This is a genomic window from Enterovibrio makurazakiensis, assembly GCF_050336585.1.
Classification (GTDB): domain Bacteria; phylum Pseudomonadota; class Gammaproteobacteria; order Enterobacterales; family Vibrionaceae; genus Enterovibrio; species Enterovibrio gelatinilyticus.
On sequence record NZ_JAKJSE010000021.1, the window covers coordinates 87634 to 109823 of the forward strand.

The 22190-nt window shown below is 47.2% G+C and carries 18 protein-coding genes; 6 read left to right on the forward strand and 12 right to left on the reverse strand.

Going from position 1 to position 22190, the window contains the following annotated elements; genetic code table 11:
* Nucleotides 1-47: 47 nt before the first annotated feature.
* From L4D06_RS16625 to L4D06_RS16635, 3 genes are all read right to left on the reverse strand, one after another.
* Nucleotides 48-1673 (reverse strand): methyl-accepting chemotaxis protein, encoded by a 1626-nt coding sequence (locus tag L4D06_RS16625; RefSeq protein ID WP_429740472.1) that lies wholly within the window; start codon nt 1671-1673, stop codon nt 48-50.
* A 432-nt stretch (nt 1674-2105) separates the two neighbouring features.
* Nucleotides 2106-2948 carry a LysR family transcriptional regulator gene (locus tag L4D06_RS16630; RefSeq protein ID WP_274165082.1) on the reverse strand — a complete coding sequence of 281 codons (843 nt, stop codon included), beginning with the start codon at nt 2946-2948 and terminating at the stop codon, nt 2106-2108.
* 174 nt (nt 2949-3122) lie between these two features.
* Nucleotides 3123-3446 carry a hypothetical protein gene (locus L4D06_RS16635; protein ID WP_274165081.1) on the reverse strand — a complete coding sequence of 108 codons (324 nt, stop codon included), beginning with the start codon at nt 3444-3446 and terminating at the stop codon, nt 3123-3125.
* A 391-nt stretch (nt 3447-3837) separates the two neighbouring features.
* Between L4D06_RS16635 and L4D06_RS16640 the strand changes: the two genes are divergently transcribed.
* Nucleotides 3838-5043 carry a pyridoxal-phosphate-dependent aminotransferase family protein gene (locus L4D06_RS16640; RefSeq protein WP_429740473.1) on the forward strand — a complete coding sequence of 402 codons (1206 nt, stop codon included), beginning with the start codon at nt 3838-3840 and terminating at the stop codon, nt 5041-5043.
* An 18-nt stretch (nt 5044-5061) separates the two neighbouring features.
* Here the strand turns inward: L4D06_RS16640 and L4D06_RS16645 are convergent, their stop codons facing one another.
* The 4 genes from L4D06_RS16645 to L4D06_RS16660 all read right to left on the reverse strand — a co-directional run bounded on the left by L4D06_RS16645 (nt 5062) and on the right by L4D06_RS16660 (nt 10365).
* Nucleotides 5062-6096: a hypothetical protein gene (locus L4D06_RS16645; protein WP_429740474.1), complete on the reverse strand. Its 1035-nt coding sequence runs from the start codon at nt 6094-6096 to the stop codon at nt 5062-5064.
* 279 nt (nt 6097-6375) lie between these two features.
* The gene (locus L4D06_RS16650; RefSeq protein WP_429740475.1) at nt 6376-7767 is read right to left on the reverse strand and encodes an EAL domain-containing protein; all 1392 of its coding nucleotides are present in this window, start codon (nt 7765-7767) and stop codon (nt 6376-6378) included.
* A 343-nt stretch (nt 7768-8110) separates the two neighbouring features.
* On the reverse strand, nt 8111-9187 hold the full coding sequence (locus tag L4D06_RS16655) for a hypothetical protein (RefSeq protein WP_429740476.1): 1077 nt from the start codon (nt 9185-9187) through the stop codon (nt 8111-8113).
* A 128-nt stretch (nt 9188-9315) separates the two neighbouring features.
* Nucleotides 9316-10365, reverse strand: coding sequence for a hypothetical protein (locus tag L4D06_RS16660; protein WP_429740477.1), 1050 nt, complete (start codon nt 10363-10365; stop codon nt 9316-9318).
* Nucleotides 10366-10897: 532 nt separating this feature from the next.
* On the opposite strand from L4D06_RS16660, the gene L4D06_RS16665 reads away from it, so the two are divergent.
* From L4D06_RS16665 to L4D06_RS16675, 3 genes are all read left to right on the forward strand, one after another.
* Nucleotides 10898-12148 carry an aromatic ring-hydroxylating oxygenase subunit alpha gene (locus L4D06_RS16665; RefSeq protein ID WP_429740478.1) on the forward strand — a complete coding sequence of 417 codons (1251 nt, stop codon included), beginning with the start codon at nt 10898-10900 and terminating at the stop codon, nt 12146-12148.
* 210 nt (nt 12149-12358) lie between these two features.
* Nucleotides 12359-13474 (forward strand): FAD-binding oxidoreductase, encoded by a 1116-nt coding sequence (locus L4D06_RS16670; protein ID WP_274165074.1) that lies wholly within the window; start codon nt 12359-12361, stop codon nt 13472-13474.
* Nucleotides 13475-13937: 463 nt separating this feature from the next.
* On the forward strand, nt 13938-14084 hold the full coding sequence (locus L4D06_RS16675) for a hypothetical protein (RefSeq protein WP_274165073.1): 147 nt from the start codon (nt 13938-13940) through the stop codon (nt 14082-14084).
* A gap of 136 nt (nt 14085-14220) precedes the next feature.
* Here L4D06_RS16675 and focA read toward each other — a convergent pair whose 3' ends face one another.
* Nucleotides 14221-15063: a formate transporter FocA gene (gene focA, locus L4D06_RS16680; protein ID WP_274165072.1), complete on the reverse strand. Its 843-nt coding sequence runs from the start codon at nt 15061-15063 to the stop codon at nt 14221-14223.
* Between the two features lie 295 nt (nt 15064-15358).
* Here focA and L4D06_RS16685 point away from each other — a divergent pair, with 295 nt between their 5' ends.
* The gene (locus L4D06_RS16685; RefSeq protein ID WP_429740479.1) at nt 15359-16594 is read left to right on the forward strand and encodes a DEAD/DEAH box helicase; all 1236 of its coding nucleotides are present in this window, start codon (nt 15359-15361) and stop codon (nt 16592-16594) included.
* Between the two features lie 138 nt (nt 16595-16732).
* On the opposite strand, the gene L4D06_RS16690 is transcribed toward L4D06_RS16685, so the two are convergent.
* Nucleotides 16733-17215, reverse strand: coding sequence for a YehS family protein (locus L4D06_RS16690; RefSeq protein WP_274165070.1), 483 nt, complete (start codon nt 17213-17215; stop codon nt 16733-16735).
* Nucleotides 17216-17493: 278 nt separating this feature from the next.
* Here L4D06_RS16690 and L4D06_RS16695 point away from each other — a divergent pair, with 278 nt between their 5' ends.
* Complete coding sequence (locus L4D06_RS16695) at nt 17494-17832, forward strand: hypothetical protein (protein ID WP_274165069.1); 339 nt, start codon at nt 17494-17496, stop codon at nt 17830-17832.
* 79 nt (nt 17833-17911) lie between these two features.
* Here L4D06_RS16695 and L4D06_RS16700 read toward each other — a convergent pair whose 3' ends face one another.
* The 3 genes from L4D06_RS16700 to L4D06_RS16710 are packed head-to-tail and all read right to left on the reverse strand — an operon-like array spanning nt 17912 to nt 22179.
* Nucleotides 17912-18730: an outer membrane lipoprotein-sorting protein gene (locus L4D06_RS16700; RefSeq protein ID WP_429740480.1), complete on the reverse strand. Its 819-nt coding sequence runs from the start codon at nt 18728-18730 to the stop codon at nt 17912-17914.
* A 1-nt stretch (nt 18731) separates the two neighbouring features.
* The gene (locus L4D06_RS16705) at nt 18732-21086 is read right to left on the reverse strand and encodes an efflux RND transporter permease subunit (RefSeq protein WP_429740481.1); all 2355 of its coding nucleotides are present in this window, start codon (nt 21084-21086) and stop codon (nt 18732-18734) included.
* Entirely contained in the window at nt 21079-22179 is a 1101-nt protein-coding gene (locus tag L4D06_RS16710; RefSeq protein ID WP_429740482.1) for an NAD-dependent epimerase/dehydratase family protein, read from the reverse strand. The genes L4D06_RS16705 and L4D06_RS16710 overlap by 8 nt, the downstream gene beginning before the upstream one ends.
* Nucleotides 22180-22190 lie beyond the last annotated feature (11 nt).

Sequence of the window (22190 nt, forward strand, 5' to 3'; positions counted from 1 at the left end):
GCATGGCGCAATAAAATAAAGCCTAACCGCTACTACTTGGCTCAGGCTTACATGCGGAAGAATGCAAGCTCTTGCTTCTGGCTTTCTGCCAGCTTAGACAACTCCAAACTCGCCTGTGCACTTTGGCTGATACCTGTAACATTCTGGGTAATAATGTACGACATATTCGTGATATTACGGTTGATGTCTTGCGTCACCGCGGACTGTTGCTCTGCGGCAGTTGCCACCAAGGTGTTCATGTCCGTGATTTGTGCCACCGATTGTGTGATACCAATTAGCGCATCATTCGCTTGTTGGCTCAAGGTCTGCGTGCGTGCGAGAACATCCATACACATACCCATGCTGTCACCCGCTTGAGATGCCTGTCCTTGAAGCCCTTCAATGATTTGTTGGATTTCTTTCGTCGATTCTTCAGTTCGCGCCGCCAGCATACGCACTTCATCAGCAACCACCGCAAAGCCACGACCAGAATGGCCAGCACGCGCTGCTTCAATGGCTGCATTCAATGCCAGCAAGTTTGTTTGTTCTGAAATACCGCGGATCACTTCAACAACATGGCTAATACGTTCAGATTGCTCACGCAGATTAGACACAACAGACGCCGTGTTCTCAATAGATTCCACCATTTGCTCAGCGGCTTCAGAGCTTTGCTGGAACACTGCCATGCCTTGAGAAGCCAATTCATCAGTTTGACGCGCCGCATGATCCGCATTCACAGCATTGTCTGACACATTGTCCGCCGTGCTCGAAAGCTCAGTCACTGCCGATGCCACTTGCTCGATCTCACCTTGCTCTTGTTGCGCATTCGCCGAAGATTGCGTCATCACCGTCGCTAGCTCAGTTGATGCCGCAGCCACTTCATCACTGATCCCTACTAAGGTTTTCACCGTGTGGCGCAGTTGTTCGATCGTCTTGTTCGTATCGCGTCCCAGAAGCGCCAGCTCATTAGACCCTTCTTCATTCGCAGAGACATTCAAGTCACCCATCGCCACTTTACGCATAACCTCTTGTAGAACTTCAAGCGGCTTAGCGATAACGCTAGACATCCACCAGCTGAAGATCATCGCGATTAATATAGAAACAATCAGCACGATTCCCGTGGTGAAAATCGCTTCGTCACTATTCTCATCAGAGCGCTTCAAATCTTGCTCAACCAAAGGATTGATGAACGCCGATAGTTTGTTGATCGCTTCCATCATGTCGCTACCCATATGACGGTATTCGTTCACCATGGTGTTATAACGTGATACATCAACTTGACTGTTGAAATAGCCTTCAATCGTTGGCTGGGCCGTTGCGTCTGTATAGCGGACATAATCACCAATACTTTCCTCAACTTGCATAACAAGGTCACGCAGTTGCGCTGTTTGCGCCATGTTGCGAGTAATGTCGAGTGCTTCTCTACCGAGTACCGACACCTTGTTCGCCATATCCTTCGTTCTTGCTTGATCATAGATGCCATAAATTGCCTCTACACGCATCGCCCAAGTAATGTCTGCAAGTTTGGATATGTAATCTTTATCTTCAGCAGCTTGACGCGCCGTATTATTGGTCGCAAGAATGGACGATTCCACCTCACTTTTGGCAAAAAATAGAACCGAAAAAACGCAGAGAACCAAAATAATAATGGGAAACTGAATTTGGTACCGAATGGAAATGTTGTTAAGGGACATATGTCTTTTATACCTGACTGTGTTACGTGTGACGACAACGCTAAAATTTCGCGCATTATGCGAGTTAGATCACCAAAAACCAAACCATTAATCGCATTCATCAACAAATATTTTTGTACACAGTCAGGTGTGCCAAATTTCCGTCACGTTCGTCAATAAACCATGACAACCCAAAGCGTTATGGTTATTTATTCACCAAGCGTAAGCGACTAAACCATATGTTCAATATTGAACAAACACCAAAGAGTACAGTTATGGAGACAGTTGATGTCACTAGCTACGACGAGTTGACGATGAGGACGCAGAGGGCAAAGAAGATCGGTAAAGAGGAGAGCGAAGGAAAACGATGGAAGGTGTCTGGCATAGCACCCTGTTATCGTGCGTCGATAACAGGGTCAAATACAACCGAAACAAAACAGCGACAATTACCTGCTAAGCGGTCATCAACGACACAAGTTCTTCAATGTCATCATGCTTGTCATTGCCAGACAACCAGACCATAAACAATTCATTCGCCATCGAAGGGCTATCTTCAACACGATACAACTGACCCGATTCGATCCAAGGTTTTGCCACCGTTGACGGTAAAAAGCCCACGCCACCGCGTTTCAACAAAAAGGTTAAAGCAGGCTGACACCCGTGACTATGAAGCACTGGCGTGCGTTGTAGCGAAGGGATACGACTGTGTTCGACACCAAAGCGCGTTCCCCAGTCCAAATAAACAAGAGGTAATTCCGCAATACTCTCCATGTCTTGGTCAGGTTCGCTGGATACCAAGATCAGCTCAAAGTTCGTCACACGTTGTTGCTGTAAGTCCGCCAGTTTAGGGGGCTCACTGGTCAAGACCACGTCCACTAACTTTTCTAACAACGCATTAGAGATTTGCTGGCGACTCAAAGACTCTGTGCGCAATGCCCATTCAGGCTGCACTATTTGCACCTGCTCAAGCCAATCACTGCTACTTTCCAGTTCCCAAATTAGGGATGTTGCTCCAACCGTAAGTTGCTGCTGGTAAGAGTCAGTTAGCGCGACATCCTGACGCGCGCGTCCCCACGTTTGTAGAATGTTTTCAGCATAAGGAACAAAACGCTCACCCGCCGACGTCAAACGTAAATCACCACGTTTACGTGTGAAAACAGGCGTACCCAATTTAATTTCAAGCTGACGGATACGAAAACTCACTGCCGATTGCGTCAGATAGAGATTCGTCGCCGCTTTACCGAAATGGCGAGTTTTGTTCACTTCCAAAAATGTGCGTAGTAGATCAGTATCCATATCAGCGCTGTATAAAAGGTAAAATCATCTAACTGCGTTATCGAGGAAAACCCTGCTAGGGTCAAGGTCAAAAGCGACAATTTGCCAATTTTGATGTCAATTGGATGACTTCTATACCCAAACAGCTTCAATAGGCGTGGTTAAAGGCTGCAGTTTAGCCACTTTCGCGAAACATCAAACCCGTCGCTGAACATCCGGTTTGGGTTGCGAAAAACGTAGGAGATAAATGCCATAACCCAAGATCCAACCCAACACAAACAGTCCCCAACTTTCCACAAAGTGTCCGATCAACGCTGACGCTGCCATCAAAAACAGGCAAAGCACCGACAGATTAATGAAAGACCCCAAGGCTCTGTTGGTTTTAAAACTCTTTTGAACAAACACAAAGACACACAAGTGAACGGCTGTCACTTGCTTGGCATAAAATCTATCCAAATACATGGCAAGCCAGAAGCCCCATAGTAAGCCTATTACTGTGTCTAACCAGACCATTTGCATCGAGCCTCCTACCACTTAATGTCAGCGCGAGTGAACCTGCCCTCTATACCCAAACAACCTCAAGATGCAGGATTCAGGTTGTGTGGGTATAGTGTAATCAGCTCATCCTTTGACACCTGTGCTATCAAAGAGAATGCAATCAAATTCATAATGCGAAGCATCCAAGGGAAATTCACCATTTCCATGCATAATGAAGACGAAACGGGTGATGACGTCCATTTTCCACTTAATCATCTCTGCACTCCCTGCCCAACTCGCAATCCGTGAGCGGCTGTTTTAAGATGCCTTATACCCAAGCAATCTCAAGATACTTGGTGTCGATACCACTCGCTCACCAAGCTGTGTTTGCTGAAAGTGATACATGGACGTTTCATTCAACAGGAGTTACTGCGTGCGCATTTCCGCCCCAATCGTAGAATCATTAGATACCATATTGCCAGATGAACCACTGCTAATGATGGGGGCGGGCCCAGTACCCATTCCAGCCAAAGTGGCCGCCGCCAATGGCATCGTCATCAATCACCTTGGTGAAACCATGTCTCGTATCATCGAGCAGGTGAAAGCGATGTCGCGCTATGTTTTCCAAACCGAGTCATCACACATTTTAGGTGTTGCAGGCCCCGGTTCTGCCGCCATGGAAATGGCCATTGCCAATTTGGTTGCACCTGGTGATAACGTACTGTCGGTTTGTAATGGTTTTTTCAGCAACCGTTTATCCGAAATGTCTTCACGCGTTGAAGGCAATGTAACGCGTCTGATCATTGAAGAAGGGCAGGCTGCAGACCCCATTCACGTTGCCAAAGCGATTGCAGAGCATGCCCCGAAAGTCCTGACCATCGTCCAAGGTGAAACCTCAAACACCGTCTGTAATGGCGCTCTACCAGACATTTGTCGTGCAGCGAAAGCCGCGGGATGTTTAGTGATCGTCGATGCGGTATGTACGCTAAGTACCATGCCACTTTATATGGATGAATGGGGTGTTGATGCAGTCATTACCGGTGGTCAAAAAGGCTTAAGTTGTATTCCTGGTGTATCGCTTGTGGCGTTTTCCGAAGATGCATGGGACAAAATAACGGCGAGACAAGACACATTGCGTCACTGGTGTTTAGACGCCAAGCTCGCGGACCAGTTCTGGTACCAAAGCTCTTACCACTACACCGCTCCAGTTTCCGGCATCATGGCGATACATGAAGCTCTGCGTCTTGTGTGCGAAGAAACGTTACCGAGCCGATTTGACCGACACTTGAGGTGCTCCCTCGCCCTGCAGGCTGGCATCGAAGGATTAGGGTTGTCTTTGTTCGCTGACAAGCCTTCACGTTTAAATTCAGTGGTAGGTATTAACGTACCCAATGGCCTTGATCAAAAGGCGATCCTGACGCGCATCTCTCACGACTTTAAGGTAGAGATTTCCGGCTCATTTGGTTTGAATATCATCCGCGTTGGACAGATGGGAGAGCAATGTCGCGTGCATAACATATTCCGCACGATTCACGCATTGGGATCAACCATTCAAGGGCTAAATAGCGAAGCAGATTTACCTCGTGGTGTTGCGATGCTCGAAAAGGCGTTGCAAGAATACCAACCACAGTTTGTCTAGAACTCATCAGCCTATCGATCACTCGGTAGGCTTTTCCATAGACAACTTGCCCTGCTCTTGTTCAATAGAAAAAACATGTGAAGATGAGTGTGGAATTTCTTGTGAACCAAGGTTTATGTAATCACCTTCACTGAGGTAAGCATGATCAATATCGATAAGGGATACCGACATCCTTTTCATGTATCGAGAAAGGTTATTCTCAGCGTTTTTTATCATCACTGAATTTCTCACGTCTCGGCCAAGAAAATAGAGCGTGAAGCATCGGGAAAGCATCAACAGTTGATACGCATCCATCTCCAAACTCTTGTTGTTCGCATCTTCATCAGGCTCTTCCTTATCAGAGATACCATCAAAGGGTTGCTCAAAAAGACCGTCAATATTTTCATCCACAACAGCATTGCTCAACAAACTGCTTGTCGTACTCAGTTGATAGTCATTTAGGTATACCACCAAATCTTTCCCTTTCGCCTCGTACCTTTTCGCTTCATTAAAAAAGGCCGTTAGACTCTGACTCTCATCCTCTATTTCCCCCCAATATGGCGACAAGCTGCTTCCAGTCGCAATCACGTCACATTGAAACCCGAGATCAATCCCAACCGTTGAAAGAAAATCGTGCACAGACAAGGTGACGTTATCCGCCTGACTTTTCATCAAAGTCACAAAGTGAGGCTCAAGAATGATTTTTGGCCTAGGGAGATCTTTAAAGAAAAAATCGCTGAGTTTAATGGAGATTGTCACGGGTTTGGCTTTCACACCCACCAACAAATGAAACTTGGTTTTCTTGGTCAGAAAGTTGTAACTAGGTTGGCGGAAGTAATTGAAACGGACCTTTTCGCGAAGTCCGAATAGAAATACACGAGGTTTAGCAATAACGTTAACAATGTGGTTTTTTAAATTAGCACGATAATCAATAACATATTGACTCATGCTACCGGATTCGTCAGCAAATCGCTCATCATCAAGCAAGTCGGCCCAGAACATTTCTGTTCCCACCAACTCTGCTTGCCATTGATGTTCAATGGAAATGGATTCAGTTTGCTTAATTGCTTCCAAACACTATTCTCAGTTTAAATCGTTAATACCATTAAAAAGAATAGCTTATATTTCCAATAACTAAACTAAATCTCTGTGTTATTACCGATGTTAACGCGCCCTAAATTCAGTATGTGTCGAAATCCATCCCCCATCCACTGAACTGCATGTCCCCAACTAACAACATCAAGGCAGTAGGAGCACGGAAAATAAAAAAGACGAGCTATAACGCTCGTCTTCTTTTCAGTCAATCGATCAGTCCAGAACAACCTTTCAATCCGTTTAGAACAATATCAGTCGTTAACCAAAAACAAAGCGTGAACTTATGGTTTCAATCGACAAGGGTCTGTCATGCAAATAGCCTTGTTGGAACTGACAACCTCGTGCTGATAAGAAGGAGGATTGTTCAATTTTTTCAACACCTTCCGCCACAATGTTTACATTTAGGCGATGCGCGAGCTCTATGATGGATTCCAACACGGGTGCGTTAATCGAATCGACCCCCACGGTATCAACAAAGCACTTATCAATTTTCAAATAATCAAAATGCACGCGTTGCAACATAGATAATGACGTATGCCCTACCCCAAAATCATCAATCGCAACGCGAATACCAAGCTGACGAACCGCATCAATATGCCTAATCGCTTCTTCGTCCAATAACTGTCGCTCGGTCACTTCCAAGGTCAACAATAAGTTCACGCGCTGAAATGCCTCCAATGTCGACTTCAACGTTGTATCGAGTTCGTCACTGCACATAAACGACGGCGGCACATTCACCCCCAAATGATAGGGCTTGGTCAAATTAAGCGGGCCAATATCTTGTACCACACGCTCAAATACATAGCGGGTGAACAACATACTCAGTTGTTGATTTTCGATTTCCGGAATAAAGATTTCTGGGCTAACGTTACCCATCTTAGGATGCTGCCAACGCGCCAATGCTTCGAATCCATGCAGTTTATTATCATTGCCATAAATAGGCTGATATTGCAGGTAGAACTCTTTACGATCCAAGCCGCGTTTAATATCGTCTGCCAATGACAGACGTGGTGCAAAATAGCAAATCAGAAAATGAGCCATCAGCGATATCATAAGCGCAACGGGTATGCTTGATAAAACAAACATCGCCATCGTTGTATTGACGTAGGTGTCCGACGCCAGTGCACCAATACTAATATGATGATCACCTGACTCCACAGAATTGGCGATAACTTGATCAGCATGGCGTCTTCCCACGATTGCCGTGTCACCAATCCAAATAGTTAATTTGCTGTATCGCGAAGAAGGGACAAGATCAAGATACTCATGAAAAGCTTGCTCCGTCAGCACCGCAAAACCCTGACCACTGCTAGTTTTCTCAGTGACAATCATTAGAACAATATCAGCGGTACTATCTGATGACTTTTTAAGGTAATGGTGTAAGCCCGGTTCCAGTGTTTTTGCCGAAAACTTGCTGCTACCCCAATCAATTAGTGGGTTGGATTGGCACAGTATGTCGCCATCTTTGACCGTTGCGTAGTCGTCAATATAACGCCACATCGCCATTCGAGAATCAATTTCTTCACATTTCTCAGGCTGACTTAAAGCAACCCCTACTTGAGCAGACAAGACATCGGCCTTGCGTCCAAGTATCTGCAAATAGAATTGGCCAAAGTCTTTGGCATGATGGTCAACCGATAGTTTGGACAAGTATAGTCCTGATGCGACACAAAAAAATAATGGCACACAAAGCAAAACGAGGTAGTACACCACATCCTGTTTATTTGGCTTCATTGCTTTTGAAAACCTTGCGGAACTTGCTGTTATCAGCAAAAAAAAGGGGGCCAATGTCTATATCCCTTGCCACAAACACACATTACAAACGTGCTACAAAGCAAGAGCTTACTGAAACTTAAGTCAGAAAATTGGACAACAATAATTTCGACGAGATGTATATCACGCTTATTGTGAAATCACCATGAAACAAACGGATGTAACGACAATTCCCAACGGAAAGATTAACGCACACGACTGTAAATATATTTATACAGTGTCACACCTCTCCCGCGAGACTTTTTAAGAAGAGTAGTTGCTGCTGCTCTTGCTCTGACGGTTCATAGGCGTCACCCGACAAGTCCCCCGCATCAAATTCTCCCAATTCAATCACAGAAAGAACCGATACACCGTAACGGGTATCCTCTCCGGGAAATCCGGACATGCGCTCCAGTTGAAGATCTCGGAGTTGGTATTCTCCCTTCATTCCGCCAAAAACTGACTGATGAGCTTTCAAATCCATCACATTTTCCCCAAGCGTGAGCCGCTGCTTGCTGACAAGCACCGCCACCGGAATTCCATCACTTTGATATAGGTTTGCTCGAAGTCGATATAACCCCTCCTGCTTGGCATCAACATCCAATGGGAGCACCCAATCTGCGCCAGCCACATAGGAAGGTTGCAGTGACAACACATAAGCCACTGGGTTTTGATAATTGATATCCGCAGTCAAAACATCGGTTCCACTCTCAAATTCAACCACAACTCGGAGGCGAACATTGGCTGGCCAACTCTCCTTCGCAAACAGTTCTCCACGTTGATTCTCACTGGTTCCTGTCGCAACAACCGAGCGTGTTTCCGTGTCAATAAGCGAGAATGACATGCTCTCGACAGCCAACCCACTCTTTACCTTAAAAGAAAGTGGCTCAGGGAAAAAATAACGGTATTTGTCCATCACCAATGCGGCTGAATCAGTGCCATCCAACACAGGCATTTCCACGACAGAAAAGTGATTAGGCGAAAGATAGGGGCTCGCAGAATCCAAGATTGGCTGCGAATACGGAGGGAAATCCAATTCACTCTCAAAAGTTTGTGCAATACGAGAAAACTGCACCGCCATTTCTTCTGATACCACCACGTCTTCCCCCTTAGGCGCTTGCTTAGCCAAAGAAGGCGTGTCGCGGTTTGGATTAGTCGGTAAGACAGGCGTCGAAGCAGATGTCACAGTTTTTTCTTCTATGGTTTTTTCATGCACAACCGCCGCATTAGGCGAGGGTTGATCGACGAACATGAGCCACACAGCCAAACCAACAACTCCGACACTTAGCACCGCCATGAGCACCTTACTTGACTTCATTTGGAATTCCTTTGACTTAACGAGTGTTCCGCACTTAGGCGACTAGAAGCCTGACAACTAAAAGCCATGCGACTCGCCAGTGGCATGGTTACTCTGCCCAAGCACCCCTGCGGTACTTGGGCTTAACGTTAGAGTAGATCAGTCACTAATTCGGACATGGTGAGATCATCCGAGTTATTCACATAGCGATAAGTCGACCATGTCCACCACGACCATTGATCGTAGGTACCCACGGAAATCGTCTGACCATTCGCTAAGTTCAGGCTGCTTCGCGCTGTCGTCACTTTCCCTTCATGACTATCGCCAATCAGTTCACCATGACCATACCCGCTTCCCATCATCATCGGGTAATGACGCGGCATAAAACTGGATACACCATTTGACTGATAAGTCACTTTTCCATCAAACGCGACAGAGGTGGAACAACTACCAAAGCTACCAGAGCGACTCGCACCACAAGAAGAATGTGAAGACACGACGCCATCATCGTGTCCCGGTAAGAACGGTGAAGTTAACCCAAAGTATTCAGAATCATCCCCAACAAAGCGTACTCGCGGCACTCTGCCATCCGGAAACGGAGCGATCTGGCGAGCATTCGCCACTTTTAGATCGTTTAGCACACCAACATTGTTGCTATTGGGAATATCACCCAACCAAAGCGAGATAGCCAATCTTAATGATGCGTTTAAAACACCGCCACCTTCTGCAATATTTACCGCCATGTCTGCAAGTTCAGAACCACCACCAGCACCAGCAAAATCAAACGTAGAAATAATATTAATAGGTGTTAAGCCAGCGTTTAAAAGCCAGTTTTCTTGATTATCTAAAATATAACGAGCAACCAAGTCTCCTGTTGAATGCGTGACAAAAACACAACCATTAATACAGGTATTACTTTGTGCTAGTTGTTTTAATTTCGGCCAAACATAATCACTGGCTATTTCCCCAGCAATACGCTCATGAGAAGGCCAATCTATGCGCACGTCTGCATGAGCAAGCCAATACTCCTGCCAATACTCCTCGCCATCAGCCCTAACCTCTGTCGCATCAGGTCTAGACTGCAGTTGAGAAGGGTTTAAGCCATGAACCAACACAACGGGGTATTGACCAATAGCGGCAAACGTAGGCATAGAAAGAGAGGCAGCCGCGAGCGATAACATTGCGATAAACTTCTTCATTTAAAACCGTCCTTTTATTTTAGAATTCCAAATTCGCCTTTTTAAATACGCGATTCGAAAACGGGTTTGAAATAGCCTAGTCGACGCAATAAGCCAACAATGTTGATCGTGATCCCATTCATTAATTTTAAAGAGGTCAGACATGTTAAAAATATAACTTAAATACGATATTTTTATAAATGCGACACTAATGACTGAAATATTTATAGCGCAAAAAAATGAAACCACTTTCATTAATAAACAATGCAACACGCAGATTCATTTATCTGATGACTCTCGACCTCAGCACCTTGAGGCATGCGTTGCTACCTAACCGCATCTTTCAGAGCAACCAGCATTACCGTCGTAAAATGGCGCGTAAAACGTCGTAATTACATAAATACCCTTATTTCAAACGCGCCATTATTCGACGTATATGCGCCGCTAGCCCCGCGCTGATTTTGTTCCCAATGAGACCTGTAGGATTTGGGGTTTGAAAGCGATGGCAAGAAGCCGAAAAACGTTTTGTGACTGTTGAAGTAAGGAAAGGGCCATGAGTCAACTTCCCGTAAAGAATCTCGATGCTGCACCGATTGATAGAGAAATGGTGAAAACCATGCTCGAGCGACGTATTCCTGACTACACGCTAGAACAGCCCTTTTATAACAACCCAGAGCTGTTTCGCATCGACATGGAAGAGATCTTTGGTAAAGAGTGGATATTCGCTGGGATGACGTGTGAACTCCCTAAAAAAGGCAGTTTTTTCACCCTAGAGATCGGTAGCAACCCTATCTTGATCGTTCGCGACAACAAGAATGAAATTAGTGCCTTCCATAATGTCTGCCGCCATCGCGGCTCAAAGATATGCTTGGCGAGCAAAGGAAAATCACCCAAATTGGTTTGTCCATACCACCAGTGGGCATACGATTTGGATGGTTCGCTCGTGTACGCATCTGACATGGGTGATGATTTCGATAGAACACAATTCAATCTTCACCCAGTGCAATGCAAATCAGCGGGTGGCTACATCTTCGTGTGCTTGTCAGATAACCCACCGCCGATTCAAGAGTTTCTCGATGATTTAAATCACTACCTAGAACCTTTCGACATGGACAACACCAAGATAGCGGTTCAAAGCGAGATCATCGAAAAAGCCAATTGGAAATTGGTAGTCGAAAATAACCGAGAGTGTTACCACTGCGAAGGATCACACCCTGAGTTGTTAGCATCGTTACTTGAGTGGGATGACAACAACGATCCACGTTCAACACCAGAATTCAAAGCGTTAGTCGCAGAAAAACAAGCGCTTTGGGATGGTATCGACATCCCTTACCTATTTACCGGCACTTATAACAACCGCAGCCGAATTGTAAGGACACCATTGAAAGCAGGCACTCACTCCATGACATTGGACGGGCAAGTCGCGAGTAAAAAGTTACTCGGCAGAGTCCCCATTCCTGATCTTGGTGCACTGCGTATACTGCACCTGCCCAACTCATGGAATCACGGCATGAGCGACAACCTGATTGCATTTCAAATCATTCCTGTTAGCCCACAAGAGACCCGCGTCGTCACTCGTTGGCTGGTACACAAAGATGCCGTCGAAGGCGTCGATTACGATCCAGAAAACCTCAGTGCGGTTTGGACCGCCACCAATGCGCAAGACCGATCCTTAGCGGAAAATAACCAACGCGGTGTTAACTCAGTGGCTTATCGTCCCGGCCCTTATTCGAAGACCTTTGAGTTTGGCGTGATAAATTTCGTCAATTGGTACTGTGAGCGCCTAAAAGAAAACTTGGGATAGCCGTGGTCATTTAAGGCATGTCGATGTCGTGTTTGCGTAATTCGCATGGCGAAAATCAACCCAAAATCTGTTGTAGCTGACTCGCATGTTGAACGCGTGATCGTCACATTTCTATCACGTGTTCAATGACATGCTTCGATCATAGATTGAGCAGCGACAACAGATGGATGATGACTCGCGAATAGCACGCGCAACTTGGGGACGATGGCAATGAGTGAAATGGACACAAACGTAGAGAATAGCCTCAACCCAGTAAGCACCCAAACGTGGTCTAACGGGCGTCATTTGGTGCGCTGTGTCAAAATCATTCAAGAAACTCATGACGTTAAAACCTTCTGCTTTGTCAGCCAAACACCCATGCTGCTCTTCTTTAAGCCAGGACAATTTGTCACCTTAGAGTTGCTCATCGATGACGAGCAAGTCATGCGCAGTTACACCATGTCTTCGTCACCCTCTGTTCCCTATAGCTTCTCGATTACCGTAAAACGGGTCAAAAACGGGCAAGTCTCTAATTGGCTACACGACAACTTACGCGTCGACGACGAACTGGCGGTACATGGCCCTATTGGGAACTTCAACTGTATTGATTTCCCCACCGACAAGGCCTTGTTCCTTTCCGGGGGCGTAGGGATAACCCCCGTGATGTCGATGGCGCGTTGGTGGTATGACACCAACGGCGCGGTTAACATGAAGTTTGTTCACAGCGCCCAAACCCCCAAAGACATTATCTTCCTTAAAGAACTCGAATTGATAGCGTCACGCATTGATAACTTCGAACTCAGCATCATTTGCGAACGCTATGACATTGGAGAGAGCTGGCATGGCTACCGCGGCTTTCTCACCCAAGCTCTGCTGCTACTGATTGCCCCTGACGTGCTGCAACGCGAAGTGTATTGCTGTGGCCCTGAGCCTTACATGCGAGCGGTACGCACAATGCTGATCGACCTTGGTTACGACATGAGTCGCTACCATGAAGAGAGCTTCGGCGAAACACCACCAGATGCGATTGAAGATGCAGAAGAGTCCGCTGAACAAGCATTGATTGCCGATGAGCAACCTAGCACTGGGTTTGCCGTCGAATTCATTGACGAAGGTATGTCGGTCACTGTCAATGAGAGCGAAACCATTCATGCTGCCAGTGCCAAATTGGGAATTCACGTGCCCAAAGCGTGCGGCATGGGTATCTGTGGATCCTGTAAGGTTCGCTTGCTGTCTGGTGAAGTGAACATGGAGCATAACGGCGGGATCAGTGAAGAAGAAATAGAAGAAGGCTACATTCTGAGTTGCTGTAGCTCCCCCATCAAAGACGTATCTATCGAGACCTGAGCATTGAGAGCTGAGCATGGAGAGCTGAATGGCGCTCAATTGAATCACCCATCTATCCAGTGTGATATTCACTCAGCATGGCTTAAAGAGCAAAGTCGAGTGGATATCTCATGTTGCCTCGAACACTGAATCAACATTCGTTTTCCTTTCACTTACGGTCTTATCAATAGTCATCCCCGTAACCCTTTCCTGAACAACATTTTGCAACGCAGAAGCCAACCTTCATCATGCCCTCCCCCCTCACGCTACAAGTAGAAATGTTAAACACCGCTTCCAGTTTTTGTCGTCAACACCACGCCCCCTTTCGGACAGTTTATCAACGTATGTCTATTTAGTTGGACTCCATTTTCGCCTAACACAACCATTACCGAACGCTAACATTCTCCCCTTCCTATTGAACCAAAGTGTACTGGCTGCAGCAAAACACTTAACCCAAGACTCCACAGGAAAAGGAGAACGAACTATGAATATGTTGAAAACAATGATGTTAGCGTTTGCGGTTTTATTTTCAGGTATGGCTTTAGCCAGCGAAACCAAGACTGACTGCCCAGAAGGTTCAGAAGCCCCTGAGTGTCAAATGCAAAAAGACGATAGCGGCTCAAGCAACTAAAGCGCCCTATCTCTTCACTTTTGTCGCTTCGACCTCGACCTTCGAGCAACAAAAAAGGCCAATGGCAATTGCCATTGGCCTACCCCGTTCACGCCATTTAGCGCACGGTAGAAATTTGACTATCAATCCGTCGCCATTAATCGCGCAGGTAAATCATCCAATACCACATACCCACGAACAAACCGCCGCCGATAATGTTACCCAATGTCACAGGGATCAGGTTGTTAACCACAAACGTCATCATGTTCAAGTCAGCGAAATCAGCGATATTCGTGCCTGTCATCTGCCAAAAGGATTCTGGTGCAAAATACTTAATACCGATCGCCATTGGCACTTGGAACATGTTCGCAATGCAGTGCTCGAAACCCGCCGAAACAAACATGGCGACAGGTAAAATCATCACCACGATTTTGTCCGTTAGCGTGCGACCGCTATAGGTCATCCAAACCGCAATACACACCAGCACATTACACATAATGCCGAGCGCGACAGCTTGCAAGAAACCATGATGCAGCTTGTGCTCTGCAATCTTCATGGCATTAATGCCAACTTGCCCGTCATCAAACATGTACTGTTTGGCAATGAGCATACAAACCACCAGCAAAACAGCCCCCACGAGGTTGCCTGCGTAAACCACAGCCCAGTTTTTAAATAAGGCTTTCCAGGTAATCTTACCACTGGCTCGCGCCACCAAAGTGAGAACCGAACTTGTGAAAAGCTCGCCACCGGTAATGATCACTAGGATAAGGCCAAGGCTAAACGCCAACCCACCGACAAAGCGTGTCATGCCCCAAGGCATGTCACCCGCACCCGTGGTAACCGTGGTATAAAAGATAAATGCAATACCGATATGAATACCGGCAGAAATAGCCAGAAGAAAAGATTTCGCCGGATCTTTCGTTGCCTTAGCAACACCAATTTCCGCCGCTCTTTCAGCAATCTGAGGAGGGGGTAACGAATCAAACTGAGTAAAGTTCATAGTACAATAGCACTGAGTAAGAAACACGGAGGGCGCGGATAATCTCTCCTTTCCCTCCGATTTTCAAGGGCTATTTTTTTGAACAATTTATGTTTGCATCCATGCAACCTAGATCACAGATCAGAAGCTATCGAATAAACAACCATCTGCACAAAAAAGCCTCAATATTGCAACGCTGATAGATAACCCTTTTGCGACTATTTTCCTTGGTCACACTCCGCTTTTCTGTACAACTTCACGCGACACACTGGTAGACTCCGCGCCTTGAAACTTTGACTTCTAAACGTGAATGCCCATGACCTTTTCTGCGCTGAACCTGACCCCTGCTTTGCTTAGTGCAATGCCAAGCCACTTATCTACACCAACGCGAATACAGCGAGAGGCCATTCCCGTAGCGCTTGCAGGAAGCGATATGCTTGCCATGGCCCAAACGGGCAGCGGTAAGACACTGGCTTTTGGCCTACCACTGCTCCAGCGCACTGACATCGAGAACACCAACATTCAAAATGTAGTACTTGTACCCACGCGAGAGCTGGCAATGCAAGTCGCGCAATCTCTTCAAGATGTCGGCACATCACTAGGTATCAAAGTGCTTACCCTTTGTGGTGGTGTTGAGCCAGAACAGCAAATCGCCGCACTTGCCTTGCAGCCTCAAGTCATCGTTGCCACACCCGGCCGCTTGCTGGACTTCATCAATCAAAACCTTGTGACACTCTCTGGGGTAAAACATTTGGTGCTAGATGAAGCAGATCGCCTATTAGAAATGGGATTCTGGCCAGATGTGCAGCGCATCATCGCCGCCATGCCTCCCAAGCGACAAACCCTGCTGTTTTCCGCCACCCTTCCCGTTGCCCTTGAATCTGCGGCGTTGGCATTGCTATTTAAGCCTGTTCGTATCGAAGCAGACGAAAAGAACAGCGTGGTCGATGAGATTGAAGAGCGCGTGTATTTGGTTAACAAGGGCAGCAAAGCGCAGGCGCTAATTGCATTAATCAAGCAGCATGACTGGAAGCAAGTGCTGGTGTTTGTGGGTGAGCGTAATGCGGCTGATGCCTTAGCAAAAAAAGTTGCCAAAGCGGGCGTGTCCGTTGCAGCGCTGCACGGTGACAAAGACCAAGCCGCACGTGAACAAACGTTGGCTGACTTTAAAGCCGGAAATATCACCGTACTGGTCTCCACCGATTTGCTTTCACGCGGTATTCACATTGATGCCTTACCTGTGGTGATCAACGCTGATCTGCCGCCTAATGCCCCTGTTTACGTACACCGCGTAGGCCGTACCGCTCGTGCAGGTGAAAATGGTCTTGCTTTGTCATTGGTATGTCACGGCGAACAAGACGCGCTAGCAGCAATTCGTCAGCTCACAGGCCGCGAGCTTGCCTTGAATGAATTGGATGGTTTTCCTGTGACCGACAAACCCGCAGAAGCCAGCGCGACGGGCGAACGTAAACGCGCTCCGCGAGACAAAAAGGCCAATCGCCGCAGCAACAGCAAACGCAGCATCAAACAGTTTGCATCGAAGAACCGTTAACCGCACCTCCCGTATTTGTCGCTAACACTTTAGTCTCTCCCAGATACAACAAAGCCCGAACGAGTCGGGCTTTGTTTTGGCTGAACACCACGTTATACCAACGGATTACTCAGCGATTCTCATGACAAGGTCACACGATTACTCAGCGTATTCGGTCACATCGTCTGGGCGCAGTTGACGCTGAACACCCGTCAAGAAATTACGTAGAATCTGGTCTTTACATTCACGGTAATGCTTGTTGTCCGGCTTGCGGAAAAACGCACTCAGTTCATGCTTGCTAATGTTGAAGTTCACCAGCGCCAAGATGTCTAAAATATCTTCGGCTTTAAGATTCAACGCAATACGAAGCTTTTGGAACACCATGTTGTTGCTCAAACGTGCTTCTGGTTTAGGTTGTTCGCCTTCGCGCTTGCCGCGTTTTAGGTTGATCAGGCCGTTCAAGAACGAAGACAGTTCAACAGCGTTCATTTTAACGAACGCGGCGTCTTCATCTTTCTTCAACCAAGCAACCACTTGGTCTTGCGTCACGGTAACGTCAGCAAGAGCAAAAATTTCAACGACTGCTTTATCTTTAAAATCAAACGCGTAGCGAATACGACGCAAAATATCATTATTGGTCAAAACGAATCCTAGTGTTAGGTAATCCAGTGTAATCAACACGACTTACTGGAGAGGCGAGAAGTGTAACAGAAATCACATTTCTTCCCAATTGATAGTTGTGCCTACCAAGATCTGGTCGCTCCCCGATCTTGCATCGCGCTATTCACGTATCTTGCTCTGCTTACTCGCGAAGGCGCTGTGCTTGAAGCACGTGAACGATGGACAAAACCAGCATGGCTTCCGATTGTGGTTTATGCTTTTTTAAACCGTATGCACACAATCACTTTGGAGCCTTTTGTATGGGAAACACGTCTTCAGTACCTGACAACATGAAATTAAGCGTAATTTGTCGCCTTGAACCCGGCTGCTTGGGGCCACAAGGCGCAGACAAAATTGATGATTTCTGTCAGTACATTACGCAAGAGATGCAGGCACTGAATACCGACCACATCGCACTTGATGTTGTACCCCGAAATGACAAAAGTCTTCCTGAGATGCAGTTCAACGTACTCGGAAAGAAAATGACCCAAGACCAAGCCGCAAAATACCTTTCGAGCTTGGATCATAGTTTGGACGACTTTGAGACCGCACTAGAAAGCAAGCTCGAAGCACTTATCGACCAATACATGGGCCATTAAAACACCATTTTTCTGGTCGATACGCACTGCTGCAACAAAGGTCGGTTATTGCTTGTTGCTAACCATCGAATCACCAGTGCTAGCGAGACAGGGCCTGTAATCGCTGGCTTTTAAAGTCGTTCTTTTTGAGCGTTTCACCAAACTGATAATTCGACCACGTCATTACCGTTCTTCTGCCGTTTAGCGCATTTTCCATATCCAGCGTCAGTGGACGCCAACGCCCGTTATCCGGCAAAGTATAATCTGACAGCAGCAGTGTTTTTTCATGAACACCATGACGATTGTAGAAAACAACCTTCTGAGCCCGATTCTCTTCCGTGTCTACCCAAATCACGCGTTTGGTGTAGCCCGAGTTCTTGTTTTTGGGATAGGTTTCTATCACCTCACACGTCAAACCACTGTTTGGACAAGGCTCTGTCGCGAGCCATTGGTAGGTGTATTCATCCACTTCCTGTTTCGCGAGATCTTCATAAGAAAACTCAGATGACACGAATTTCCCCGAAACATTGGAGCTAGAAATACGCTTAGTACGGGACGCTGCGGGCAGATACAACCATTGGTTATCGTCAACGGGCTCGGTTCTCGCATGGGTGAGCAGCGCAATGCCTCTCATGTCACCGGGGGATTCAAACACCAGCACATTGTATTCCGAGGGAGAGTTATCTAAGTCTTCCAACGTCAGGCTACGAAACGAGCGCTTCACTTCGCGATTACCCAAATAGAGCACCATTTCTCCATCGGCACTAGAAGTGCCATAACCAGAATAGGATTGATCCATTTTCTCAGCGATTTCACGCCCTTTTTCCGCGTTATTGTCTGCCGCCATCAATGAAGACGTAAACAGCAATGGCGACGAAAACAAAAGCGCTGACAGTACAAAAGGAATTGTCTTTTCCATGCTAAACCTCCTGAGCCGTGTGTCGTTGAAATGCATGATTCACCGTAATCAGCAGCGCGGGGATAAACAGAAAATCGTAAAGCAATGCCACAATCACCACGCCAAGCGCTAACAAACCAAGGTTGGCGTTAATGGCGAAACTCGATGTCGCCATGACCGCGAAACCCAAAGCAATCACCACGGTTGTGGTGATCAGCGCAAGCCCCACGCCCGAGTACACATCGACCACCGCTTGCTCCACCGAAGCCCCCTGTTTTCGCGACTCCTGATATTTCGTCAAAATATACACAGTGTCATCAACCACGATCCCCATGACCATGGCCCCCACCACAGAGACCGCCAAGTTGATCTCGCCGACAAAATAGCCCCAAATTCCCAACACGATCATGATAGGAAGCAAATTAGGGATCAGGCTGAATATCCCCATCGTCCATGAACGCCAAGCCAGTAACAGCAAGAACGAGATGGTAACGATGGTGGTTAAATTACCCAATAGCATGGACATGCTGTTTCGTTCAGACACATATGCAAAAGCCAGCGACAGTCCCGTGCCCGACGTTCCGGCAAGTAGTGGCGCGTTCTGTTGCATCCAATCCTCTGCCGCCTTTTCTATCTCAATAGTTTCCGCTGAAGACAAGTTATCTGTCATCACTGACAATCGAGACGAGACATAATCTGGCGTGACGCGGTCAGTGAGGCTGTGCCCGTATGGCGCAGATATTTCATAGGTAGTTAAAAGCTGCGACGAGAGATACGGGTCGTCGGCAAGCGTTGGCGCATCAAGGTTATTAAAGGCTTGATTCAATCGTGCTAAATGGTCAGGCAGCGCGATAACAGCATTCACATGGGGCTGCTGACGAAGCCACTGCGCGAAGGCGTCTACTTGTTCCAAATAAGCCAAATCCGCGACGGTCTTACCGGTTGGCGCGTCAAAGGAGTATTCAATCAACCCCATGCCGCCCCAATGTTCCTGCACGCTATCTGTCTGACCACGGAACGCATTGCGATCATCAAAGTATTCAACAAAATTGTCATTGAAGGTGATCAGCTGCAAACCTAGCAAAGCAGTGACTCCAAGCGACCCAAATACAAACAAGATCCAACGCGCATTCACACAAACGCGTTCAGCCAGCCGTCCAAAATGCACATTAGGCAAACGAGGTAATGGCTTTTTACGACGAGATAACCACGCTTGCAGCACCACAGGTGTAATGGTGAGGTTAACCACCAGGCTGGTTAGCACCCCCAACGCTGCGATAGTGCCTAGTTCGCCAAACGGCACAACATCAGAAAAGTTAAGGCTGATAAAGCCCACAAACGTCGTGAGATTGGTGAGCGACAGAGGCACAACGTTGTATGCCATCGCAGCAAGAATAATGGTCTGGGGGTTTGAGTTTGGCATCGTATGGCGTAACTGATACGTCTTCGTCAGAATGTGCACCACATTGGCGACCGCCAACACAAGGATGATCAACGGTGCTGCCCCAGATGCAGTATTGAGCTGAATACCCGCCCACGCCACCGCGCCGACGGAAGCAAGAATGCTGAGAAGGATCACCATCAACGCAATCAAAGGCGGCACGAACGCGCGAAATAATGCGCCGATCAGCACTAAAACCAACACAATCATGATGGGAACCAGTGACCCCGAATCATTGTCGCTGGCTTCGTTGAGCGCATAATCCAACATCACTAAGCCTGTCAGATAGATTTGATAATCCGGGTATTTTTCAAGATACGCTTGTTGAAGTTCACGCGCATGCAGCGCCACTTTTTTTACGGCCAACAAGTCTTGGCTGGACATGGCAACCGTTAAAAATACTGTGGTGGCATTGCCCTCTTTCGCTACCAAGTTACCGATAACGTCAGGCCGTTCCTCAAAAAATCGAGACAAGGTCTCCTGCGTTTCAGCGCTCCCTTCTTCCCCAGTCATGACCAAATCGTCAACAATCATTCCGCCGCCATCTGCATCGGCAACAGGGTCAATGAAGTTCACCAAGGAGGTCACTTTTCTCGCGTAAGGGGATTGCCACAACTCATCGGTCAAAGCACGCACGAGCGACAACGTTTTGGGGCTAGTGGCGGATTCTCCCTCTGGGGGAACCACCACAAACATAACGTTTTCGTCTTTGGAATAGTTAGCTTCTAGTTCATCCAAAGCCACTTTTTCTGGAGAACCCACAGCAAGAAACACACGTGCCGAGTTATTCACTTCCAACGTTGCCAATCCCCCAGCAAGCGCGAATATCGCGCCCAACACAATGATCAGCGTGAGCTTGGGACGGGCAAGTACGGATGAAACCAACCGAATGAGAAACTGCTCAAAACTCGATACTTTGGTGGTCACATTATTCATTAAACACTCGTCCTTTGTTTTCGTTGTACAACCACATGTAATGCGCCTGACACACACCGATACTAGGCAGTAGCGCCTCGGCAAATGGCAATCCTTGAGCCTTCATTGCATTGATGGTGGAGCGATCAAAAGTCCATTTTCTGCTCGCAATTTCCAAGTTAGTGCGACAAAACGCATTAAACGCACGCACTCTCGGCGACAAACCGCGGTAATCGAGGGTGTCATTACTCGCTGCCCATTCAAGCTGTTCAGGCTGACCAATTTCTTGAAATAGCAACGACCACAAATCTTCCATGGTGGGCGCTAACGTGGAATCTGATACCAGATTGATGATGTTGTTATCGATTGGATGGCGGAGCACAAAGCGCATCACTTCAATGAGCGCATCTTGATGCAGGAAATTCATCTGCCCATCGGGGCAAGCAAGCCGCATCACATCGATTTTTTCCGGAAGTAACCGCTTGGCGCCATCCCACAGTTGGTAGATACCGTAGCGCTTTCCCGCGTAGTGTCCGGTGCGGCTATCACCAATCACAACGGAAGGGCGAATGATCAGGTAGTTGAGGCCAGATTCCGCTACCTGACGCTCAGCATTGCGTTTGGTTTTGGTATAAAGCGTTGGGTCGTCCCCTTCATCCCCATAAACTCGCTCTTCAATTTGGCCGTCGCTGACGGCTGGGGCAAAGGCGGTGGAAATGTAGATGTGTTTCTCAATCCCTTTGGCTTTCGATTGCGCCAATATCCAGCCCGTGAGTTCTACATTAACCGCTTGAAGATTTTCTTCGTTGAAGTATTCCACCGAGCCAATGCAGTTAATCACCATGTCCACACCGACAACCTCAGGTGCATCAAACAATGTGTCGTTGAAACACACGGTATCGAACAGGGCTTCCAGCTCACTGTCACTCAGTGTTAGCGCTTCCTCAGATGCTGCTAACGTATCCTTTGCGAGATGCACAATGTCCTTTTTCAACGACTCAAAGGAGTCTGGGCTTCGCGAAGCCAGAACAATTTGGTGATTCGCTTCCATTAAAATGGCCGCTGACACCAAGCGCCCCACGTAACCATTTGCACCGAGAACTAGAATACGCATGCACATTCATC

Coding starts and splice junctions, on each gene's coding strand:
- L4D06_RS16700 (WP_429740480.1), bottom strand. CDS start 18,730: ATGGAAAAGACAATTCCTTTTGTACTGTCAGCGCTTTTGTTTTCGTCG.
- L4D06_RS16660 (WP_429740477.1), bottom strand. CDS start 10,365: ATGAAGAAGTTTATCGCAATGTTATCGCTCGCGGCTGCCTCTCTTTCT.
- L4D06_RS16670 (WP_274165074.1), top strand. CDS start 12,359: ATGAGTGAAATGGACACAAACGTAGAGAATAGCCTCAACCCAGTAAGC.
- L4D06_RS16625 (WP_429740472.1), bottom strand. CDS start 1,673: ATGTCCCTTAACAACATTTCCATTCGGTACCAAATTCAGTTTCCCATT.
- L4D06_RS16685 (WP_429740479.1), top strand. CDS start 15,359: ATGACCTTTTCTGCGCTGAACCTGACCCCTGCTTTGCTTAGTGCAATG.
- L4D06_RS16695 (WP_274165069.1), top strand. CDS start 17,494: ATGGGAAACACGTCTTCAGTACCTGACAACATGAAATTAAGCGTAATT.
- L4D06_RS16710 (WP_429740482.1), bottom strand. CDS start 22,179: ATGCGTATTCTAGTTCTCGGTGCAAATGGTTACGTGGGGCGCTTGGTG.
- L4D06_RS16705 (WP_429740481.1), bottom strand. CDS start 21,086: ATGAATAATGTGACCACCAAAGTATCGAGTTTTGAGCAGTTTCTCATT.
- L4D06_RS16665 (WP_429740478.1), top strand. CDS start 10,898: ATGAGTCAACTTCCCGTAAAGAATCTCGATGCTGCACCGATTGATAGA.
- L4D06_RS16635 (WP_274165081.1), bottom strand. CDS start 3,446: ATGCAAATGGTCTGGTTAGACACAGTAATAGGCTTACTATGGGGCTTC.
- focA (WP_274165072.1), bottom strand. CDS start 15,063: ATGAACTTTACTCAGTTTGATTCGTTACCCCCTCCTCAGATTGCTGAA.
- L4D06_RS16675 (WP_274165073.1), top strand. CDS start 13,938: ATGAATATGTTGAAAACAATGATGTTAGCGTTTGCGGTTTTATTTTCA.
- L4D06_RS16630 (WP_274165082.1), bottom strand. CDS start 2,948: ATGGATACTGATCTACTACGCACATTTTTGGAAGTGAACAAAACTCGC.
- L4D06_RS16655 (WP_429740476.1), bottom strand. CDS start 9,187: ATGAAGTCAAGTAAGGTGCTCATGGCGGTGCTAAGTGTCGGAGTTGTT.